The 21,120-nt window shown below is 40.8% G+C and carries 22 protein-coding genes; 19 read left to right on the forward strand and 3 right to left on the reverse strand.

Annotated elements, in window-relative coordinates; translation table 11 throughout:
* Positions 1–10: 10 nt before the first annotated feature.
* The 16 genes from ACGG81_RS01790 to ACGG81_RS01865 all read left to right on the forward strand — a co-directional run bounded on the left by ACGG81_RS01790 (position 11) and on the right by ACGG81_RS01865 (position 15,711).
* The gene (locus ACGG81_RS01790) at positions 11–661 is read left to right on the forward strand and encodes a TrkA family potassium uptake protein (RefSeq protein ID WP_270457976.1); all 651 of its coding nucleotides are present in this window, start codon (positions 11–13) and stop codon (positions 659–661) included.
* A gap of 2 nt (positions 662–663) precedes the next feature.
* Positions 664–1,452: a 23S rRNA (guanosine(2251)-2'-O)-methyltransferase RlmB gene (gene rlmB, locus ACGG81_RS01795; RefSeq protein WP_270602908.1), complete on the forward strand. Its 789-nt coding sequence runs from the start codon at positions 664–666 to the stop codon at positions 1,450–1,452.
* Positions 1,453–1,765: 313 nt separating this feature from the next.
* Positions 1,766–2,767, forward strand: a complete 1,002-nt coding sequence (locus ACGG81_RS01800) for a cell wall hydrolase (RefSeq protein WP_009263264.1) — start codon at positions 1,766–1,768, stop codon at positions 2,765–2,767.
* 213 nt (positions 2,768–2,980) lie between these two features.
* The gene (locus tag ACGG81_RS01805; protein WP_008976895.1) at positions 2,981–4,132 is read left to right on the forward strand and encodes a double-cubane-cluster-containing anaerobic reductase; all 1,152 of its coding nucleotides are present in this window, start codon (positions 2,981–2,983) and stop codon (positions 4,130–4,132) included.
* Position 4,133: 1 nt separating this feature from the next.
* Positions 4,134–4,925 carry an acyl-CoA dehydratase activase gene (locus ACGG81_RS01810; RefSeq protein WP_008976894.1) on the forward strand — a complete coding sequence of 264 codons (792 nt, stop codon included), beginning with the start codon at positions 4,134–4,136 and terminating at the stop codon, positions 4,923–4,925.
* Positions 4,926–5,153: 228 nt separating this feature from the next.
* A complete protein-coding gene (locus ACGG81_RS01815; protein WP_008976893.1) occupies positions 5,154–6,110 on the forward strand; it encodes an SPFH domain-containing protein in 957 nt (318 codons plus the stop codon).
* A 93-nt stretch (positions 6,111–6,203) separates the two neighbouring features.
* Positions 6,204–7,304, forward strand: coding sequence for a patatin-like phospholipase family protein (locus tag ACGG81_RS01820; protein ID WP_120106162.1), 1,101 nt, complete (start codon positions 6,204–6,206; stop codon positions 7,302–7,304).
* Position 7,305: 1 nt separating this feature from the next.
* On the forward strand, positions 7,306–8,295 hold the full coding sequence (argF, locus tag ACGG81_RS01825) for an ornithine carbamoyltransferase (protein ID WP_270196704.1): 990 nt from the start codon (positions 7,306–7,308) through the stop codon (positions 8,293–8,295).
* Between the two features lie 2 nt (positions 8,296–8,297).
* A complete protein-coding gene (locus ACGG81_RS01830) occupies positions 8,298–9,281 on the forward strand; it encodes a biotin--[acetyl-CoA-carboxylase] ligase (protein WP_336304543.1) in 984 nt (327 codons plus the stop codon).
* 34 nt (positions 9,282–9,315) lie between these two features.
* Entirely contained in the window at positions 9,316–9,645 is a 330-nt protein-coding gene (locus tag ACGG81_RS01835) for a DUF6145 family protein (RefSeq protein WP_008976889.1), read from the forward strand.
* Positions 9,645–10,412 (forward strand): type III pantothenate kinase, encoded by a 768-nt coding sequence (locus ACGG81_RS01840; RefSeq protein WP_008976888.1) that lies wholly within the window; start codon positions 9,645–9,647, stop codon positions 10,410–10,412. The genes ACGG81_RS01835 and ACGG81_RS01840 overlap by 1 nt, the downstream gene beginning before the upstream one ends.
* A gap of 18 nt (positions 10,413–10,430) precedes the next feature.
* A complete protein-coding gene (gene dusB / locus ACGG81_RS01845; protein ID WP_016439607.1) occupies positions 10,431–11,408 on the forward strand; it encodes a tRNA dihydrouridine synthase DusB in 978 nt (325 codons plus the stop codon).
* A 116-nt stretch (positions 11,409–11,524) separates the two neighbouring features.
* On the forward strand, positions 11,525–12,007 hold the full coding sequence (gene greA, locus ACGG81_RS01850; RefSeq protein WP_008976886.1) for a transcription elongation factor GreA: 483 nt from the start codon (positions 11,525–11,527) through the stop codon (positions 12,005–12,007).
* A 12-nt stretch (positions 12,008–12,019) separates the two neighbouring features.
* Positions 12,020–13,978 carry a lysine--tRNA ligase gene (lysS, locus tag ACGG81_RS01855; protein ID WP_016439608.1) on the forward strand — a complete coding sequence of 653 codons (1,959 nt, stop codon included), beginning with the start codon at positions 12,020–12,022 and terminating at the stop codon, positions 13,976–13,978.
* A 739-nt stretch (positions 13,979–14,717) separates the two neighbouring features.
* Positions 14,718–15,035: an AAA family ATPase gene (locus tag ACGG81_RS01860; protein WP_390109205.1), complete on the forward strand. Its 318-nt coding sequence runs from the start codon at positions 14,718–14,720 to the stop codon at positions 15,033–15,035.
* A 298-nt stretch (positions 15,036–15,333) separates the two neighbouring features.
* Complete coding sequence (locus ACGG81_RS01865) at positions 15,334–15,711, forward strand: AAA family ATPase (RefSeq protein WP_334304240.1); 378 nt, start codon at positions 15,334–15,336, stop codon at positions 15,709–15,711.
* Positions 15,712–15,721: 10 nt separating this feature from the next.
* Here the strand turns inward: ACGG81_RS01865 and ACGG81_RS01870 are convergent, their stop codons facing one another.
* From ACGG81_RS01870 to ACGG81_RS01880, 3 genes are all read right to left on the reverse strand, one after another.
* A complete protein-coding gene (locus tag ACGG81_RS01870) occupies positions 15,722–15,961 on the reverse strand; it encodes a hypothetical protein (protein ID WP_390109208.1) in 240 nt (79 codons plus the stop codon).
* 209 nt (positions 15,962–16,170) lie between these two features.
* Positions 16,171–16,908 (reverse strand): GntR family transcriptional regulator, encoded by a 738-nt coding sequence (locus ACGG81_RS01875; protein WP_022066792.1) that lies wholly within the window; start codon positions 16,906–16,908, stop codon positions 16,171–16,173.
* Positions 16,905–17,615, reverse strand: a complete 711-nt coding sequence (locus tag ACGG81_RS01880) for a GntR family transcriptional regulator (RefSeq protein WP_117578121.1) — start codon at positions 17,613–17,615, stop codon at positions 16,905–16,907. The genes ACGG81_RS01875 and ACGG81_RS01880 overlap by 4 nt, the downstream gene beginning before the upstream one ends.
* A 316-nt stretch (positions 17,616–17,931) precedes the next feature.
* On the opposite strand from ACGG81_RS01880, the gene ACGG81_RS01885 reads away from it, so the two are divergent.
* The 3 genes from ACGG81_RS01885 to ACGG81_RS01895 are packed head-to-tail and all read left to right on the forward strand — an operon-like array spanning position 17,932 to position 21,100.
* Complete coding sequence (locus ACGG81_RS01885; protein ID WP_117578123.1) at positions 17,932–18,927, forward strand: SIS domain-containing protein; 996 nt, start codon at positions 17,932–17,934, stop codon at positions 18,925–18,927.
* Positions 18,928–18,936: 9 nt separating this feature from the next.
* Complete coding sequence (locus tag ACGG81_RS01890) at positions 18,937–19,788, forward strand: PfkB family carbohydrate kinase (protein ID WP_336304545.1); 852 nt, start codon at positions 18,937–18,939, stop codon at positions 19,786–19,788.
* A gap of 16 nt (positions 19,789–19,804) precedes the next feature.
* Complete coding sequence (locus tag ACGG81_RS01895; protein ID WP_117578127.1) at positions 19,805–21,100, forward strand: ABC transporter substrate-binding protein; 1,296 nt, start codon at positions 19,805–19,807, stop codon at positions 21,098–21,100.
* The last annotated feature ends 20 nt before the right edge of the window (positions 21,101–21,120 follow it).

Here is a 21,120-nt window from a genome sequence, read left to right on the forward strand (position 1 = left end):
ATAAGAAAATATGAAAAAGCAATATGCAGTATTTGGACTTGGAAAATTTGGTTCCAGTGTGGCAGTGACATTGGAGAAACTCGGATGCGAAGTGATCGCAGTAGATATTGCGGAAGAAAAAGTACAAGAGATCGCAGATCAAGTATCTTACGCAATGCGCGCGGATCTGCATGACACGGGAGTGATCCAGTCTCTGGGACTTCGCAATCTGGATGGTGCAGTCGTGGCGATTGCCGATAACATGGAATCTAGTATTATGGCTACGATTTTGTCAAAAGAGGCAGGGATTCCGTATGTGCTTGCAAAGGCGCAGGACGAGCTTCATGCATCCATCTTAAAAAGGGTCGGTGCAGATGCAATCGTATTTCCGGAGATGGAGATGGGAAGAAGAGTTGCCAAAAATCTTGTCTCCACAAATTTTGCAGATTGGATCGAGCTATCACCGGATTATAGTATCGTAGAGACAAGGGTTCCGGAAAAATGGATCGGGAAGACTTTGCGTGAACTTTGCATCCGTGAGCGCTATGGATTTAACGTAGTCGGTATTAAAAAGGATGAGAAAGTTGATGTCAATGTAAGGCCGGAGATGCCGCTGGAAGAAGGAACTATTATGATTTTCATCGGAAGTAATGAAATGTTGAATAAATACAAAGGGGAATAAGTATGATTACAAGCACGTCAAATGCGAGAGTGAAGGAACTGGTGCAGCTTCAGAAAAAAAGCAAAGTGCGGAACGAGCAGGGAGTCTTTCTTGTGGAAGGAGTCAAGATGTACCAGGAGATTCCACAGGAGCAGCTTGTGAAAGTCTATGTATCCGAGACATTTGCAGACAAACAGAAAGAAGAAATCAACAGGCTGAAAGACAGAAGGAAGTTAGAATATCTGTCAGATCATGTTTTTCAATATGTTTCTGATACAAAGACACCACAGGGAATCCTCTGTGTCGTACGCCAGTCCACTTACTGTCTGGAGGATATTTTAGAGGCAGAAGATGCACATCTTCTTGTTTTGGACAACCTTCAGGATCCAGGGAACCTTGGAACGATTCTGCGAACCGCAGAGGGAGCGGGGGTGACAGGAATCATCATCAGCAAGGAGAGTGTGGATATTTATAATCCGAAAGTTATCCGTTCAACGATGGGTTCTATTTACCGTGTTCCGTTTGTCTATGTGGAAGATTTAAAAGAAGCGATCGCAAAAGTAAAGGCGCACGGTATTTTTACATATGCCGCACATCTTGATGGGAAAAATAGTTACGACAAGGAAGACTATACGAAAAAGACGGCATTTTTGATTGGAAATGAGGGAAACGGACTTCGAAAGGAAATCGCGGATTTGGCAGATACATGGATCCGCATTCCTATGCAGGGGCAGGTAGAATCACTAAATGCAGCAATTGCCACCTCCGTGCTGATGTTCGAAACTGCGAGACAGAGAAGAAATCAGAGATAAACAAAGAAATAAAGATAGACAAAGAGTATCATTAAAAAGGATAGCAGTTGATCTTGAGGAAGTTCCAAAAGATCAGCTGCTTTTTTGTATGGAAAATTCATTTGATATTGTGTGAGAGAAAGAGACAAAAGGGGATGGATCTTGGAAGGAGAAAATTTCCAGAGCGGAAAAGTTGACAAATGAAAGAAAAGCTGTTAGGATGTTCCTACAAACAAAATGTAATAAGTTTGTAACAAATGTAATAAAAATGAATTAAAAGAGTATAATATAATTAACTTTTAATTCGTTTTATTGCAAAATCAGGAGGAAAAGTATGAGAAAAGAGAATAAGAGGATGCTGGCAGTAGTTTTGTCTGCGGTTTGTGTGCTCACAGCTGCAGGAATGGACGGAAGTATATCTGTGGCATCAACTGAAACTCGGCAGACTGACAGTATAGAGAAAACACAAACAATTTCATCGGCATTGGCATCAGCGCTGGAGCAAATACCGGAGGTCGCAGCAGTTGCAGTATCCACGCAGGAATGGCACCAAAAGGCAGTATCCAACGTGGATGGGGAGACTGATGTACTGCTTGCGGGAGAAGAAGGAAGCGAAGTTGTTGGAAAACTATACCACAACACAATTGTAGATGTGGAAGAAAAAGGGGTTGTATGGACAAGAGTTTCCGCAGATGAGGTGAACGGATATGTGAAGAGCGATTCCCTTGCATTTGGAACGGATGCAGTCAGAAGGGCAGATCAGGTGTGTCCGGTTGTAGAAAAGCCGATGGAAGACAATGGAGCAATTGTCCGGACAAGGGAGTCTGAACCAGCGAAAACGTTAGCGCAGATTGAAGAAGAACAAAGAGCGGCAGCGCAGGCGGCGGAAGAGGCAAGAAAAGCAGAGGAAGCAAAAAAGAAAGCAGAGGAAGAGGCGGCAGCAGCGCAGGCGCAGCAGCAGGCACAAGAAGCACAGGCTTCCCAGCAAGCAGTGACAGCTGCCACCAGCGGGGAGCAGGCATTGCTTGCAGCGTTGATCTTCTGTGAGGCCGGGGGAGAGCCGTATGAAGGTCAGGTTGCAGTAGGGGCTGTTGTTATGAACCGTGTAAGAAGCGGCATTTTCCCGAACTCAATTACAGAGGTCATTTATCAGAGCGGACAGTTTGGACCGGCAATTACCGGCAAGCTGGATGCGGTACTTGCCGACGGGCGGACAACGGCAAGTTGCTATCAGGCAGCGGCAGATGCCCTCGCAGGAGCCAATCCGATCGGGGAGGCACTTTATTTTGGAAATGGTGATTACGGACAGCTGATCGGAAATCACTGGTTCCACTAAAAAAGAAAATAGGGGAGTAAAAAAATGTCTGGAGTTCTGCAGGAGATGTGAAAACATCGAAAACGCAGGATTCCAGACATTTTTTATAAGTCATAGATTTCGCAGATAATCTTATAGGAAGTATCTATAATATTATAAAAAATAGCAATTTGACTTCGTTTTAAAACGACTATATCATCATAAGTAAAGGTCGAAATATGGAGGAAAACTAACATGGAAGTGATTAAAGAATTACCAGAAGTATTTGAAGAGTTTGCCGAGCAGCGCAAAAACTCATTTCTTGCTATGAAGCAATTAAAAGATAAGGGAATCCCGGTAGTCGGAGCATATTGTACATATTTTCCAAAGGAAATCGCAACGGCTATGGGAGCAGCGACAGTTGGATTATGTTCTACATCAGATGAGACGATTACAGAGGCAGAGAAAGATCTTCCGAAAAACTTATGTCCGCTGATCAAATCCAGCTATGGATTTGCGAAAGCGGATAAATGTCCGTTTTTCTATTTTTCAGATGTAGTTGTCGGAGAGACGACTTGTGATGGAAAAAAGAAGATGTATGAATATATGTCAGAGTTTAAAGATGTATTTCTGATGGAACTGCCGAACACACAGAGTGAGGAAGCACTGAAATTGTGGAAGAGCGAAATCATCCGTTTCAAAGAATATTTAGAGAAGAAATTTGAAGTGACGATCACGGAGGACGATATCCGCAAGGCAATTCATGAAGAAAATAAGGTCCGCAAGTCTTTAAAGAGATTTTATGAAGTGATGAAACATGATCCGGCGCCGATCACAGGTATGGATCAGTTTAAGGTACTCTATGGAAGTGGCTTCAAATTCGACAGAACAGCGATCCCGGCAGAGGTGGACGGAATTGTTGAAAAAATCGAGAGAGAATATGCAGAAGGAAAGATGTTAAACAAGAGACCTAGAATCCTTTTGACTGGATGTCCGGTAGGGGGAGCAAGCGAGAAGGTGATCAAAGCAATCGAAGAGAATGGCGGTGTCGTTGTGACTTACGAGAACTGCAGTGGTGCAAAATCTATCGATAAGCTGGTTGATGAGGAGAATCCGGATGTATACGATGCACTTGCGAGAAGATACATTGATATCGGATGTTCTGTAATGACACCGAACCCAAACAGACTGGAATTGTTAGATCGTCTGATCGATGAGTACAAAGTAGACGGAGTTGTAGAGATGACACTTCAGGCATGTCATACATATAATGTGGAGACACTGGGAATCCGCCGTTTTGTCAATGAGAAGAAGGGAATTCCTTATATTAATGTAGAGACAGACTATTCTCAGGCAGACATCGGTCAGCTCAATACAAGAATCACAGCATTCCTGGAGATGCTGTAACATGTCAGAAGAGGTAAGAAACGTGAATTATGTAGGGATTGATATTGGCTCCACCGCATCGAAGGTAGTAGTAAGAGGGACATCCGATATGCAGTTTGTGCTTCCTACGGGGTGGAGCAGCAAGGAAACAACACAGACGATCAAAGAGAAGTTAAAGGAAAATGATGTGGATGTTCTGGGAGATGAGACGAAAGTCGTTGCGACCGGGTATGGCCGGATCGCAGTAGATTTTGCCGACTATGTGATCACGGAGATCACCTGCCATGCAAGGGGCGGAAGAGAATTGGCGGGAGGAGACTGTACGGTCATTGATGTCGGAGGTCAGGACACGAAAGTCATACTGATCGAGAACGGAATGGTACAGGATTTTCTGATGAATGATAAGTGCTCAGCAGGAACTGGAAAGTTTTTGGAAATCATGGCAAACAGGCTTGGTGTGACACTGCAGGAACTTTTTGATCTGGCAGAAAAGGGAACCGTGCTCCCAATCAGTTCTCTCTGTACTGTTTTTGCGGAATCAGAAGTTATCAATTATATTGGAGAAGGCAGAAGCAGGGAGGATATCGCAGCAGGTGTTGTGGACTCTGTTGTGACGAAGGTAGCGCAGCTTGCTATGCGAAAGGCAATGACAGACCGTGTCATCCTGACAGGAGGACTGAGTCACAGCGCATATTTTACAAGACGCCTTTCTGAGCAGATTGGAAAGAACGTGGAGTCGACTGCAGATGGAAGGTATGCGGGGGCGCTGGGCGCAGCGATCCTTGCAGAAGAAAAGTCAAGAAGAGGGAGATAGAGGAGTATCGGTTTTTACGGAAAAGCCAGTACGTTATTAAAAGGAAGAGAGGAAATAAGAGTGGCAGAAAATTCTGCACTTCTTACAAAAAAGATACCGAAATTCAGACGGTATCTTTTTTGTATCTGACTATTGTATTTGGAAGAAAATTATAGTAAGATAAGGAAAATAAATAACACAATAGATTCTGTCTAAAAGAGAGACGGATCGTTGAAAGGGGGACTTTCTATGTATTACGCAACAGGAAGCATCATGACGATGGTGCTTGGAATTGTTTTTCTTATCATTATTGTAGGGCTTCTGATTTCGTGTATTAAGATTGTGCCGCAGGCACAAGCGATGGTAATCGAAAGACTGGGTGCTTATAAGACAACATGGGGAGTAGGATTCCATGTCAAAGTGCCGATCATCGAGAAGGTAGCAAGAAAAGTGGACTTAAAAGAGCAGGTAGTAGATTTTGCGCCACAACCGGTGATCACAAAGGATAACGTTACAATGCAGATTGACACAGTTGTGTTTTATCAGATTACAGATCCAAAGTTATTCTGCTATGGGGTGGCGAATCCGATCATGGCGATCGAGAATCTGACCGCGACAACCCTTCGTAATATCATCGGTGATTTGGAATTAGACGAGACACTTACCTCCAGAGAGACAATCAATACGAAGATGCGGGCATCCCTCGATGTTGCAACAGACCCTTGGGGCATTAAAGTCAATCGTGTAGAGTTAAAGAATATCATTCCTCCGGCTGCGATCCGTGATGCTATGGAGAAGCAGATGAAGGCAGAGCGTGAGAGACGTGAAGCGATTCTGAAGGCAGAAGGTGAGAAGAAGTCTACAATCCTTGTGGCAGAAGGTAACAAGGAGTCTGCAATCCTTGATGCAGAGGCAGAGAAGCAGGCTGCGATCCTTAGAGCGGAAGCAGAGAAAGAGAAGATGATTCGTGAAGCAGAAGGTGAGGCAGAGGCGATCCTCAAGGTGCAGAAAGCCAATGCAGACGGTATCCGTTTCTTGAAAGAGGCAGGAGCAGATGAGGCAGTTCTGACGATGAAGAGTCTTGAGGCATTTGAAAAGGCATCTAATGGAAGAGCGACGAAGATTATTATTCCTTCTGAGATTCAGGGAATCGCAGGACTTGTGAAGTCTGTGACAGAGATTGCAAAGACAGAGAAAGAACAATAAAGAAATAAAAGAGGAAAGTCATAAGAGGAAGGCGGCTGCTGCAAAGGATTTTGCGGCGGCCCCTTCGCTTTCCACCTGACAGGAGGGGATTTTGTGAAACCGGTGATAGATCTTGAGAAAACATATGGAATTGTATTTGACGGTGGAGGCGCCAGAGGAGCATATCAAATTGGAGCGTGGAAGGCGATGCGGGAGGCCGGTGTCAAGATCAGTGCAGTGGCAGGCACATCGGTCGGAGCTTTAAACGGTGCACTTGTCTGCATGGGGGATCTGGAGCGAGCGGAGAAAATCTGGGAGAAGATCACTTTTTCAAGAGTCATGGATGTAGATGACCAGATCATGCAGGAATTGTTTGACAGAAAACTTCCGCTCCACGAAGCAATCCATGAAGTGCTCACTGTGATAAAAAATGGGGGAGTGGATGTTACACCGCTGAGGGAACTGATCCATGAAATGGTGGATGAAGAGAAAATCAGACAGTCAAAAATTGCATTTTATCTGCTTACATTTTCTTTGTCAGATATGAAGGAGCTGGAGCTTGGAATCGAAGATATTCCGGAAGGACTGCTGGAGGATTTTCTTCTGGCGAGCGCTTATCTGATTGGGTTTAAAAACGAAGAACTGCATGGGAAGAAGTATATGGACGGGGGCGTGATCAACAATGTACCGCTTGGAACACTTGTTGAGCGCGGGTATCAGAATATTATCGAAGTGCGGATTTTTGGTCCGGGAAGAGAGCCAAGGGTATATTTACCTGACGATGTGACAGTCTATGAGATTGCACCAAGGGTGAAGCTTGGGAGTATTATTGAATTTCAGGAAAAGCGAAGCAGGCAGAATATGAAGATTGGATATTATGATGCCAAACGAGTAATCTACGGACTTGCGGGTACGATTTACTATATTGAACAAACGAAAGAAGAGTGGTATTATGAAAAGAAGTTTGAGGGCCTGACAGAGCATGACCGCAGGGAGATTGCATTCTGGCTGAAGCTTCCGCTGCGCACAAAGGAAGCAGAGTTGTATCTTGCAATGTTGGAGGCGAGCGCAAAATATCTGCATGTCCCAAAGTACCGGATCTATACCGTGGAAGAATTATTTGATCTTATGAAAGAAAAATATGAAAAGAAAGACAACAAAGAGGCTGTTCCATATTTTACGGAACTGCTCCTTGCGATGGGAAAGGAAGAATAGTATGAATTTAAAAGGACGTCATTTTTTAACATTAAAAGATTTTACCGCAGAAGAGATTACATATTTTCTTGATCTGGCCGCAGAACTGAAGGAAAAGAAAAAGCAGGGTATCTTGACTAAAACTTTGCGCGGGAAAAATGTAGCGCTGATTTTTGCAAAAACAAGTACGAGAACCCGCTGTTCTTTTGAGGTGGCTGCCCACGATCTCGGAATGGGAACGACCTATCTGGAACCGGCTGCGTCACAGATTGGGAAGAAGGAGAGTATCAAGGATACTGCACGGGTGCTTGGAAGAATGTTTGATGGGATTGAATACCGCGGATATGGACAGGAAATCGTTGAGGAACTGGCAAAGTATGCAGGCGTTCCAGTCTGGAACGGGCTTACGAATGAATATCATCCGACACAGATGCTGGCAGATCTGTTAACCATCCGGGAGCACTTTGGAGATCTTGCGGGAAGAAAGCTTGTGTATATGGGGGATGCCCGCTATAATATGGGAAATTCTCTGATGATCGCCTGCGCGAAGATGGGAATGCACTTTGTGGCATGTGCACCGGAGAAATACTTTCCGGACCAGGCACTTGTGGAAGAATGCCGGAAATTTGCAGAGGAATCTGGCGCAACGATCACACTGACAAAAGATGTCAGCGCAGGGACTAAGGATGCAGATATTATTTATACAGATGTATGGGTATCTATGGGAGAGCCAGACAGTGTGTGGGAAGAACGAATCCGTGATCTGACCCCGTACAAGGTGACAATGGATGTGATGAAAAATGCGGGAGAGCAGGCAATCTTTCTCCACTGTCTGCCGGCATTTCACGATTGGGAGACTGAGGTCGGAAAAGAGATGGGAGAACGTTTCCAGATTAAAGAGATGGAAGTCACCGACGAGGTGTTTGAGTCTGCACAGTCGAAAGTATTCGATGAGGCGGAGAATCGTATGCATACGATCAAGGCAGTGATGGCTGCCACTCTGGGAGCATGATCATGAAGGCAGAGATATTAAAAGTGCTTCGGGAAAGCAGTGGGCATGTCTCCGGGCAGGAGCTGTGTGAACGGTTCCAAGTGTCCCGGACTGCCATCTGGAAAGTAATCTCACAGCTGAAGGAAGAAGGATATGAGATCGAGGCGGTGAGAAACAAAGGATATCGACTCCAAGAGAGCCCGGATGTGCTTTCTAAAGAAGAGATGGAAAGCAGGATTGAGACACGGACAATTGGAAAGTGTGTAGAATATTATGCAGAGACAGACTCTACGAACATTCGTGCAAAGCAGGCAGCCGGGCAGGGAGCTGTGCATGGAACACTTTTTGTGGCAGACAGGCAGAGTGCCGGAAAAGGACGCAGAGGAAGAAGCTGGGATTCCCCAAAAGGAACTGAGATTTTTATGTCTTTGCTGCTGCGACCGCAGTTTGCTCCGGACAAGGCGCCGATGCTGACGATCTTGATGGCGATTGCCGCGGCGGAGGCAGTAAGAGATAAGACTGATCTTGAGGTAAAGATTAAGTGGCCAAATGATCTTGTGATTGGCGGAAAGAAGATCTGTGGGATTCTGACAGAGATGAGCGCAGAGATTGATTACATTGACTATGTGGTTGTCGGAGTCGGAGTAAATGTAAACCGGAAGGAATTTCCGGAAGAGCTTAGAGAGAAGGCGACGTCCCTTCTGCTAGAAGGCAAGGTTTCCATAAAGAGATCTGAGTTGATCGCAGAGATCATGCAGCGGTTTGAGACGCTTTATGAAGCGTTTGAAAAAGAACAGAGCCTTCGTTTTGTGCAGCAGAGATACAATGAGCAGTCAGTAAACTGTGGACGGAGAGTGACAGTTCTGGAACCAAAGGGAAACTGGGACGGCATAGCACTGGGGATCAATGAAGCTGGAGAACTGCTAGTAGAAAATGAAGCGGGAGAGATTTGCACGGTTTATGCCGGGGAAGTATCGGTGCGCGGAATTTACGGATATGCGTATTAGCATAAATGAATTAGAAAAATGGAGTAACAAAAACATGTACGAAGAGAAAGTAGTATTGTGCGGGGCGAACTCGTATGAAAAAAAATATTATCTAAATCCGGATTTTGAGGCATTGCCGCAGGAAATTCAGGATGAATTGAAGATTCTGTGTGTACTTTACACAGAAGATGTGGGGGGGATCCTCACACTCGTCTTTGAAGAAGATGGAACACTTTGCTTTGAAGTGACGACCGAGGATTTTGATCCAATGTTTGATGAAATTGGAAGCAAGCTCAAGATCAAAGAGATACAGCAAACAAAAGAAGAACTGTTGAGATCTTTGGAGCTTTACTATAAAGTATTTTTCTTAGGAGAAGAAATTTAATGTTATTGGTTATAGATGTTGGAAATACAAATATTACACTGGGTGTATATAAGGAAGAAAAGCTGGAAGCGAAATTTAGAATGACAACAAAGCTTCCGAGAACATCAGATGAATATGGGATTTCTCTGTGTGATCTGATTGAACACCAAGGGTTTGAGATCCGGCAGATCGATGCAGTCATCATTGCTTCTGTCGTGCCGGATATTATGCACTCTCTGACAAGTGCGATTATTAAATATCTGGATGTATATCCCCTTGTAGTCTCAAGAGAGATTGAGACGGGAATTAAGATCGGGATGGATAATCCGCGCATGGGACCGGATCGGATTGTAGATGCAGTTGCTGCATATGAAAAATATGGCGGTCCGGTGATCGTCGTCGATTTTGGGACAGCGACGACCTATGATATGATCGCAGAGGATGGTTCCTTTATGGGAGGATGCATTGCAACGGGAATCCGTACCTCTGCACGGGCTCTTTGGGGCGGGGCAGCGATGCTGCCAGAGATTGAGATCAAGAAGCCGGAAGTGATCATGGGACAGGAAACAATTACAAGTATGCAGGCGGGACTTGTATATGGGTATATCGGGCAGACAGAGTATATTGTCCAAAAGATGAAAAAAGAAACAGGATTGGAGAATGTAAAAGTCATTGCGACCGGAGGCCTTGGTAAGATCATTGTCTCGGAGACAGACGTTTTTGATGCCTATGATCAGAATCTGACATTGGACGGACTTCGGATTCTGTATGAGAAGAATAAGAAGTAAAAAGCAGAAAGGAAAGAGATGATACACAAAAATAGATTGAAAATAGGGACAGTAGAGCTGGAGAATCCATATATACTGGCACCGATGGCAGGAGTGACCGACCTGCCTTTTCGCTTGCTCTGCAAGGAGCAGGGGGCAGGACTTCTCTGCATGGAGATGGTCAGCGCGAAGGCAATCCAGTACAAGAATAAAAATACACAGGACCTTCTTCGGATCCACGAGGAAGAACGACCGGTTTCTCTTCAGCTATTCGGTTCTGAGCCGGATACGATCAGTGAGATTGCAAAGCAGATTGAAGAACTTCCGTTTGCGATCCTCGATATCAATATGGGATGCCCGGTGCCTAAGATTGTCAAAAATGGAGAAGGTTCTGCGCTGATGAAACAGCCAAAGCTTGTCTATGAGATCGTGAGCAAGACAGTGAAGGCGATCCAAAAGCCGGTCACTGTTAAAATCCGGAAAGGATTTGATGATTCTTGCATTAATGCAGTGGAAATCGCAAAGGTGATCGAGGAGGCAGGGGGCGCTGCAGTGGCAGTGCATGGCCGGACAAGAGAGCAGTACTATTCTGGAAAAGCAGACTGGGAGATCATAAGGAAAGTGAAAGAGGCAGTATCCATCCCGGTCATCGGAAATGGAGATGTGACTTCCGCAGAAGATGCTGTGCGGATGCAGAAACTGACTGGATGTGATGGAGTAATGGTAGGAAGAGGCGCACAGGGAAATCCATGGATCTTTCGAGAGTTAGTAGAATATGATAGAACCGGAAAGATTCCGCCACGCCTATCGCTGGAAGAATTAAAGGAGACTATGCTGCGTCATGCAAGGCTTCAGATCGAGTATAAAGGAGATTATCTCGGGATCCGGGAGATGCGGAAACATGTCGGATGGTATACGACTGGATTAAAAGGAGCAGCGGCTTTGCGGGCAGAAATCAATCAAGTGCAAAGTTACGAGGAATTGGAACAATTACTTGGAAACAAATTGACATTATAGGCAAAAACATGTATAATGTTGAAATTGTGAAAATAGAATTATTTTACAGGAAATATTCGCTGAAAAGCTGACAAATAATAGGGGAATGTTATAAGCATACAAGGAGGTAATATGCAATGGCAGACAAAAAAACAATACTTACTTATGCAGGGTTAAAGGCATTGGAAGAAGAGCTGGAAAACCTCAAAGTAGTAAAACGTAAGGAAGTTGCAGCAAAGATCAAAGAAGCAAGAGAGCAGGGCGATTTATCAGAGAATGCAGAGTACGATGCTGCAAAAGATGAACAGAGAGATATCGAAGCAAGAATCGAAGAGATAGAGAAGATTTTAAAGAATGCAGAAGTTGTTGTAGAGGATGAAGTAGATTTCGATAAGATTAATATCGGATGTTCTGTACTCGTATATGACAAGGAATTTGACGAGGAAATTCAGTTTAAGATCGTAGGTTCCACAGAGGCAAACAGCCTTCAGGGTAAGATCTCCAACGAATCTCCGGTAGGACAGGCACTGCTTGGCAAGAAAGTCGGAGACGAGATCCAGGTAGAGACGCAGGCAGGCGTTATGGAATACAAAGTGTTAAAAATTGAAAGAGCAAACTAAGGAGTGAGAGAAGTGGCTGAACAGAAGAAGGTACAGGAGCAGGACGTAAACCAGCTCAGACAGGTGCGCCGGGAGAAACTGGCAGATCTGCAGGCAAGTGGAAATGACCCGTTCGTCATTACAAAGTATGATGTGACACATCATAGCATGGATATCAAGGATCATTTTGAAGAGATGGAAGGAAAAGACGTAGCGATCGCAGGACGTATTATGTCCAAACGTGTGATGGGAAAAGCGTCTTTCTGCAATGTTCAGGATTTACAGGGCAATATCCAGTCTTATGTCGCAAGAGATAACATCGGAGAGGAAGCTTATAAAGCATTCAAAAAGATGGATATCGGTGATATTGTCGGAATCAAGGGAGATGTGTTCCGCACAAAGATGGGAGAGATTTCTATCCATGCGCAGGAAGTGACATTGTTATCGAAGAGTCTTCAGATCCTTCCTGAGAAATTCCACGGTCTGACCAATACAGATTTACGTTACCGTCAGAGATATGTAGACCTGATCATGAATCCGGACGTCAAAGATACATTTATCAAACGTTCTAAGATTCTCAGCGCGATCAGAAAATACTTAGATGGACAAGGATTCATGGAAGTAGAAACTCCAATCCTCGTTTCTAATGCAGGAGGAGCAGCAGCAAGACCATTTGAGACACATTTTAATGCACTCAATGAAGATTTCAAACTGCGTATCTCCCTGGAATTATATTTGAAGAGACTGATCGTTGGTGGTATGGAACGCGTCTATGAGATTGGACGAGTATTCCGCAACGAAGGACTTGATACAAGACACAACCCAGAGTTTACATTGATGGAATTATACCAGGCATATACAGATTACAACGGAATGATGGATTTGACAGAAAATCTTTACCGTTTTGTGGCACAGGAAGTTCTTGGAACAACGAAGATTACTTACGGTGGAGTAGAGATGGATCTTGGAAAACCGTTTGAGAGAATTACAATGGTAGATGCGGTGAAGAAATACACTGGTATCGACTGGAACGAAGTGACTACACTCAAAGAAGCAAGAGAACTCGCCAAAGAACATAAAGTAGAGTTTGAAGAGCGCCATAAGAAGGGAGATATCCTTTCTCTGTTCTTCGAGGCATTTGTAGAAGAACATTTAATCCAGCCTACATTTGTGATGGATCATCCGATCGAGATTTCTCCGCTGACAAAGAAGAAACCGGAGAATCCAGAATATACAGAGCGTTTCGAATTCTTCATGAATGGATGGGAAATGGCAAACGCATACTCAGAGTTAAACGATCCGATCGATCAGAGAGCACGTTTCAAAGCACAGGAAGAGTTGCTTGCACAAGGTGATGAGGAAGCGAACACAACAGACGAAGACTTCCTGAATGCACTGGAGATTGGTATGCCGCCAACAGGTGGTATCGGATTCGGAATTGACAGAATGTGTATGCTTCTCACAGATTCCGCAGCGATCAGAGACGTTCTCCTGTTCCCGACAATGAAGTCACAGGGCGCTGCTAAGAACGAAGCAAACAATGCTGCACAGTCAACAACAGCAGCTCCAAAAGCTGTAGAAGCACCGGTTGCAGCTGAGCCGGCTAAGGTAGAAATCGACTTTTCTAATGTAGAAGTGGAACCATTATTTAAAGATATGGTAGACTTTGACACATTCAGCAAATCAGATTTCCGTGCGGTAAAGGTAAAAGAATGTGAAGCAGTTCCAAAGAGCAAAAAACTTCTGAAATTTGTATTAGACGATGGAAGCGGCGAAGATCGTGTCATCTTAAGTGGTATCCACGATTACTATGAGCCAGAATTCTTAGTAGGAAAGACATTGCTTGCAATCACAAACCTTCCACCACGTAAGATGATGGGAATTGATTCTTGCGGTATGATTATCTCCGCTACACACCTTGTAGAAGGAAGAGAAGGACTCAATGTTCTGATCCTGGATGATAAGATTCCAGCTGGAGCAAAACTGTACTAAGAGCAAGAAATTTTAAGCTATATTTTAAACAGAAAAACAGGTTACTACACCACATTTACACCAAATTTTTTAAAAGTCTAAGAGAAGGACTCTGCAAAAGAATGGTGTAAAAGAAAACTAGTAATAAAAGATACAGTTGAGTGTACCAAAAAAGTTGGTACACCCAGCTGTTTTTTGTTTTATTAGAAATATCTAAATATCAAAATGGAAGTAATCAGTGTTGTAGGTGGTTATTTTTTATTCTATATCGCACATCAGAAATTCTAAAACTTTTATAAATTTCTCAGAAATTCCTGTAAAAATGCCTCTCAGCAATTCGTTATGTAGAAGGATATATATAACAAGTTTAACGAAATGTTAGAAGTAAATCATTATTCTTACAAATGAGGAAGGATTATGGTACACAACGTTCCTGAATCTGTGTAAATAATTTCCTGTCGTAAAAGAAGAGGGGGAAGTGCCTACGAAGCAGGAGGTTTCCATCTAGGGGAAGAACAATTTGACTTTAGAAGAAGCGGCTGTTTACTGGAGTTGGTATTAACAAATTGTCTGATGATGGGAATTGTAGGTTTATGCTCTGGATTGGGCAAAAGACTAATTAAACACAGACAGCTTGACGTGTATATTAAGATGAATGTGTTCGTTGTAGTGAATGATATGATAAAATGAAAAAAATATTGCGTTTTAAAGTGAAAGGTGGTGGTATTACAGTATGCCAATGGAGAAAGGAAGTATCATTATGAAAATACAAGCAGTATTGATTGATGGATTTAAAAATTTATCAAATGTTAGGATTAATTTTGATAATATTACTGCATTGGTATCATTGAACAATTTTGGAAAATCCAATGTTTTGTCGGCGATAGATTTTGGATTGACTTATATTAAGAGTAATATCGAAGATAAAATTGATATGATGGGAAGGGATAAAAGTATAATAAGCTTATCAAAAGAAATCAAGAAGAGGCATTTTATAAAAGTTCAGAAACAGGAAGATGTTCATCCAAAATTAAAGTGGAAGATGCAAAGCGTTTTTATCAGCCTGATCCTATTATAAGAAAAGGATTAGAAGATGTGATGATTAATGCGGAAAATTTACCAAGAGTAATTTATCAGCTCAAGGAAAAATATCCAGACAAATTTGAATTGCTTAAAGATGTATATTCTCAGTTGTTTCCTGATATAGAAGATATTGTTGTAAACAGTTTAAGTTAAAGGGCAGTGAAAATGATAAATTACCAGAGAATGCCCCTTTCATAATAGCAAATTCGATTCATGTTTTATTCGTTAAAGATAGGAATTTAAGCCATCCAATAGGGTTTGAAATGATGTCGGATGGAGCAAAAAGGGTATTTATGATTTTGGCAAGAATCATTCTATCGGGAACGAGTAACGTGTCTTTGATAGCAATAGAAGAACCGGAAAATTCTGTGCATCCTAGTTTGTTTCAGGCATATATAAGAATTATTAGCCAGTTGCTTGATGATTGTAAGATCATTATTACAAGTCATTCACCATATATTGTAAGCTATTTGGAGCCTTCGTGGATACATGTTGGAATGAACAGAGAACCCGGAATTGCAGAGTTCTTTACGTTTAAAAAGTCAGGGCAGAAATTGCTACAGCAAGATGCCGAGTCGTTTAAAATGAGTATGGGAGATTATCTGTTCTCATTATTGGCAGATTCGGAAAATAATTTGAATGATTATTTGGAGTGTGATGCGAATGAGTAAATGCCTTGTGCTATTTGTTGAAGGAGAAACAGAAGTAGAATTTTATAAACAAGTTATTGCTAATGCACGTAAAAGCGGAAATAAAGCCAGATTTTTTTATTTTTCGTAGTTTGGCTCGTGAAATTCCTGCCCTGCGTTCTAATTCTGCGAGATTAACTTTATCAGGATTAAATTTTTCTCCCATTTCCCTCTTCATTTCATTAAGGGCATGTGCTATTATTTCAGTTAAGTCATTGTGTTTTTCTTCCATTGTGATTTCTACTGATGCATTGGCATACATCATTTTAGAACACGAAGAGAAAAATACAATGACTTTTCTATTCGACTAAAAATGGTTAATTCTAAGCGGCTTTAGGTGGTCAATTTTCCCCGCCCCTAACAAAAGTATTATTTTGTGTATATTCTATCTTGTTTTGTTTATGGTGTATACACATACTAAACGGTAAAATTAAAGTGAATTTAGATATCATTTGTGACAAAGCGCACTTCAAGTTTATCAGGGCGTGAATAACTTTCTGTATATTCAACTAAATTCCCATTTTCATCGTATCCTATGAATTCAATATAGTTGACGATAGAGGTGGCACTTGGAAGATGAAGGTGCTTTTGAAGTTTTTCGCCAGCTTCTACCATCACCATTGTCTCATTAAATTTTACAGGCAAATGATTTTTGGATTTCATATAATCATAAAGCGATATGTGCTCAAAATTGTAATTATCGATATCTGAAAAAAAATGAATAGGAACATAGGTAAACTCAATTGCAAGAGGTTCCTTGTTTCCAAGACGAATTCGATGAATACCGTATATTTCATCTTCTTCAGAAAGTCCAAGTTTATCTGCAAAGTATTTTCTGTTTTTGATTATACCTGTGCCTAAGCATTTATTGGAAATTTCAATACCAAAGTTACGAACTAAAGAGGTAAAGCTGGCATTTTTTGATTCATTTAGTACTCCTAAAGCAACTCGATTTTGTTCGGGTTTGCGGACAAAAGTTCCCTTTCCGTGAACGCGAATTAAGTAATGTTGGCTAATTAATTCGTCAAAGATGTCATGAATCAAATACCGACTTACACTATACATTGTTGCAAAATCCCGTTCGCTAGGAAGCAACTCCCCAGGAAGATATTCCTGTGTTTTAATTTTTGTAATGATACTAGATTTTATTTGTGCGGCTAATACATCATCATTGCTCATAAAACTACCTCCCTGATAAAACCAAAACGATCAATTAGCATATTATTTTCAAAAAAGACTGCAAGATGTCCTTGTTTATCATACATGAGCCCTTTGTATTTCATTAAAGGGCTATCAACAGGAATATTTAAAATTTGAGCAGTCTTTATGTCTGCGTAAAGTAAGGTGACTTTTTGATTCGATTTTGCCAAGGTTATTTGACAATTGTTTGTAATCAAATCAATTGCAGGAGCAGAAGCAGCAATTTGTTGGGTGAGATCTGGATAGATGTATTCAGGAATATAAGTTGTATTGATACAAATTAGTTGAGTACCATCTGAATAAAGCCAAACAATTTTGTATATTTTCGATTTTTCAGGAAGTAACATTTCGCTTGCAAGATAGTTATCTGCTTCTATTTTTTTGAAATCATATAATTCGTAAGTTAATTGTCCGCTATCTTCCTCTGAATGTAAGGAAAAATTACGAATGGATTGTAAAATGCGTTTAGGCGCTACGTAATAACCACTTCGTGGTTTTGAGATAATTGTTTTATCTTGAAGTAACAGATTCAAGGCTCCACGAACAGTTAAGCGTTGTACATGAAACAGCTCTGCCAGCTTTCGTTCCGAAGGCAGTTTGTCACCTGGAAGATAGTGTTCTTCCTTTAGCATGTATTTGATTTCTTTTGATAATGCAACATCTAAAGTTAATAAATTTTTTTTCATAAGAACTCCTAATATTATAATTTACTTGTAAATTATAATCAAATTATACGTTGTCAGTTCTTAAAAAGCAAATGGAAAGGAAAAAAGAAATGAATAAATAAAAAATAAATATAAAAACTGGTATAGTAAGTTTGAAATGTGTTTCATACCAGAATAAAAGAAATATATGCATTATGTATAAATAAATGCATTTATATTTATAAAAATACAACAATATTCAATATTCTTTACATGAAGTATTGAAAAAAATAAAAAAAGTGGTATATTAAATTTAAAAATAGTCGCCAATGCAAAGGAAGAGAAAGGGGAAAACACTATGTTGAAATTTAATGAACAGAAACAGATTGAAAGTGTGAATGGAGCGCTTGCTCTGAGAAATCAAATTAATGAATTGATTGATGGAATTTGTAAAGAAGGATACAAGAATATTTGTTGGCTCGGTATCGGTGGAACATATGCATCTTGCCTCCAGGCAGAGGTTCATATGAAAGAAAAATCAAAACTTTCATTTTTTGTTGAAAACGCAGCAGAGTATTTGACAACTGGAAATAAAAAAGTTGGAGAAGGAACTATTGTAATTATTTCGTCTGTTACAGGAACAACTTCTGAAATCGTAGATGGAGTAAAAAAAGCACAGAAGAGTGGAGCAAGGGTGATTGGTTTTATTGATGTTGCTACTGCAGAACTTGCAAAACTTGTAGATTATGTGATTACATATCCTGCCAATGAACAATTGAAATTTTATATGGTAGCAGATAGATTTATGTACAATGCAGGAGAATTTCCAGAATATGAGGATTTATACAAGGAGTTGGATCAGTATTTGGCAACTGCACTTGTGGAAGTTGAAAAGGAAGCAGATGCTTTCGGAGAAGAATTTGCAAATCGTCATAAGGACGACAAAATTCATTATTTTGTTGGGGCTGGGAACCAGTATGGTGCCACATATTCTTATGCAATGTGCTATTGGGAAGAACAGCATTGGATTCGTACAAAATCTATCCACAGTGCAGAATTTTTCCATGGAATGTTAGAAGTAATTGACAAAGATACACCAGTTACAGTATTTATTGGGGAAGATTCTCAGAGATCATTGAGCGAGCGCGTTGCAAACTTCTTGCCACGCATTTGTGGAAAATACAATATTATTGATACCAAGAAATTTGAATTAAAAGGAATTAGTCCAGAGTACAGAGGATATATATCACATTTAGTGATGCATGCGGTAACACAGAGAATTGATGCACATATGGAAAAAGTCAATTGCCATCCTATGGAAATCAGAAGATATTACAGACGTCTGGACTATTAAGGTGGCAAAATGGACAGAAAGATAAGAGTAGCAGCAATAGGAGATAATTGTATTGATTATTATGATTCATTGAATGAATCTTATCCAGGGGGAAACCCAGTGAATGTTGCTGTATACATAAAACGATTAGGTGGAGAAAGTTCTTATACAGGTGCTGTTGGAACTGATTCATTCGGAAAAATCATGATAAGTGCAATTCAAAATAAAGGAGTCGATACTTCTCATATTCAAGTGCTAGATGGAAAAACCGCAGTTTCACATGTTGACATTGTAGATGGAGATAGAGTGTTTGGAGAATATGAAGAAGGTGTTTTGGCAGACTTTAAGCTAAGAGAACAAGACATTTCCTTTATAAAGAAACATGATTTAGCGGTTACAGGAATTTGGGGAATGATTGAAGATGAGCTTCCACTTATTTCGAAAGAAATTCCAGTTGCATTTGATTTTGCAAATAAATTTGCAAATCCAATTGTTGAGAAAGCGATTCCATATGTGACATATGCATTCTTCTCTTTTGACGAGGAATCACGCAATGAGTTTAGACAGAAATATCATAGCATGGGCTTAAAAGAAAAAGAAAATTGTATGGAACAATTAAAGGAATTCATGAAAGCAATGCAACAAAAAGGACCTAAAGTCATTATTGCAACATTGGGGAAAAATGGAAGCATTGGGTATGATGGAAATTCTTGGTATCGATTTGGAATCATAGAGTGTAAAGTTGTTGATACAATGGGTGCAGGCGACAGTTTTATTGCCGGATTTTTATATGGGATTTTGAATGGATTGAATGTTCAAGATTCGATGGAAGCAGGAGCTCAGAATAGTGCGGTAACAATAGGGTATCGAGGAGCATGGTAGAAGGAGAATATAACAAATGAGAAAAAAAATAGTGGCAATTTTATTGACAGCTGCGATGGCAATGGGTATTGCAGCATGCGGAAATCAAAGTGAAAGCAATAAAGAGGCAAAAAAAGACGATAATACAATTACAGTATGGTGTTGGGACAAAACATTTAATATTTTTGCAATGGAAGAAGCTGCAAAAATTTATCAAGAAGCTCATCAAGATGTGAAAATTGATATTGTCGAAGTTGGAGATGTAGATGTACAGTCTAGACTTACTACGGCTGGTACATCAGGAGATCTAAGCACATTGCCAGATATTTTTTTGATGCAAGACCATGCATTCCAAAAAAATGTATTATCTTATCCGGATATATTTACAGAAATTTCTGAAGAGAAAATTGATTTTTCAGAATTTGCCTCTGGTAAAACAGATTTTTCTGTTGTAGATGGAAAACACTATGGAGTGCCTTTTGACAACGGAGCAGCAATTGCTTGTTATCGTACAGATATTTTGCAAGAAGCTGGAATGACTTTAGAAGATTTTACAGATATTACTTGGGATGAGTGGGGTGAAAAAGGCAAAGTAGTACTGGAAAAAACAGGAAAACCATTATTGACAACGTTAGCAGGCGAATGTGATTTGCTTACGATGATGTTACAGTCTGCAGGAGCATCTTTGTTTAATGAAGATGGAACAACGAATATTGCAAAAAATGACACTTTAAAGAAGGTAATTGATACATATTGTAAAATGAAAGATTCAGGTGTGTTACAGGAAATAAATAACTGGGATGAATACACTGGCTCAATATTGAACGGTGAAGCTGCAGGTGTGATTAATGGGTGTTGGATTATGGGAACAATTCAGACAGCTGAGGATCAGTCAGGAAAATGGGCTATTACAAATATTCCAAAACTTACAAATGTAAAGGGTGCCACAAACTATTCAAATATTGGAGGTTCTTCCTGGGCAATCTCAGGGAATTGTGGAAACGTAGAGTTAGCAGAAGATTTTCTTGCGTCTACATTTGCTGGAAGTACAGAGTTATATGATAATATTCTCTCTTGTGGAGCAATTTCTACATGGACACCAGCAGGAGATTCTGATGCATATGCAGTACCGAATGAATTTTTCTCTGGTGATGCAGTGTTTGAAAAAATAGTTGACTATTCAACAAAAGTTCCTTCTATTATTACGGGACCATATTTCCATGAAGCAAGAGACGCAATCTCTGTTGCGACAACAAATATTACAAATGGTGCAGATTTAGAGGAAGAGCTTAAAAAAGCGGAAGATACTGTTAATTTTAATATGGGACAGTAAGAGAGATTCCTATCATACAA

Source organism: Faecalimonas umbilicata, from assembly GCF_042846195.1.
Lineage (GTDB): Bacteria > Bacillota > Clostridia > Lachnospirales > Lachnospiraceae > Faecalimonas > Faecalimonas umbilicata.